We start from the raw sequence: 904 nt of genomic DNA, 5'->3' as shown, positions 1-904 counted from the left end.
TTAATTATGTAAGGAGTATTTGATCATGTATAAGCAATGAAAAACAGCTTTAGGTAATAAGGAATATCTCAATTATTGAACATTTAGTGCGAATTATTTAGTACAAAAAATCTGCGTTACGTGATCTTTCCCTGTTTCCTCTATAAATCATAAAAATGGTAGTGCCATAATCATAATTTATATCTATGCGTCAAAAAACTAAGAGGATTGATTACCTAAGTGCTTATTGTTCAAATTAATCAAACACAGCAATACCACATCCATACATCGTGATGAAAATAAAAAGCAACTTTTGAATCAGGACATACTAGAATACTATCATCATGGATTTGTTCAAATGTAACTGGTGAGAGTCTTTCATTGCATAAATACCGATCAAAATAGAAACAATGCCTTATATTTTTTTTATCAATAAAATGAGAAAACTCCTCACTTATATTCTTCTCTATTAATACACATCGTTCATTAAGATGCTTTTCTATTTTGTCAATTTTTGAAGAAAATTTATCCCATTTGCCAGAAGTTAATGATAACCAATGCGCTTGCCTGTTCTTTACAACAAAATATTTAATAAAAAAAATTAGATTTTCCATTACATTACCCTAAAATGTATGATGATTATTTATATCTCGCCCATCACCCTGATGTGAAATATCAGGCTTTTGACCTTCATGATAATGAGATTCTGGATGCGATGTGTCTGGATGAGATTCAGGATGACTATATTTTTGTTGTTGATTGTACCGACTCCATTTTTCTCTCCACTTTTTCAACTGTTCTGGAGTTGCATTTGGTGGCGGATTTTTAGGTGGTTGAGGTCGTTTTCTCCCGTTATGTGCATGAGCCGCTGCCTCAGGGCAAGACCGCTCCCCGCAAGGACTGACGCCAGATAGTTTCTGTCCAT

General features: G+C 33.6%; 2 protein-coding genes. Both read right to left on the bottom strand.

Going from position 1 to position 904, the window contains the following annotated elements; all coding sequences use genetic code 11:
• Positions 1 to 239: 239 nt before the first annotated feature.
• Complete coding sequence (locus tag A1WG_RS24665; RefSeq protein ID WP_133115481.1) at positions 240 to 593, bottom strand: hypothetical protein; 354 nt, start codon at positions 591 to 593, stop codon at positions 240 to 242.
• A gap of 9 nt (positions 594 to 602) precedes the next feature.
• Positions 603 to 904: hypothetical protein (locus A1WG_RS24990; protein WP_222859134.1), on the bottom strand; the 302-nt coding region annotated here is incomplete at its 5' end.

This window comes from Escherichia sp. KTE96, assembly GCF_000408525.1.
GTDB lineage: Bacteria > Pseudomonadota > Gammaproteobacteria > Enterobacterales > Enterobacteriaceae > Escherichia > Escherichia marmotae.
The sequence above is the reverse complement of the archived record's forward strand: the minus strand, read 5'-3'. Positions and strand labels throughout refer to the sequence as shown.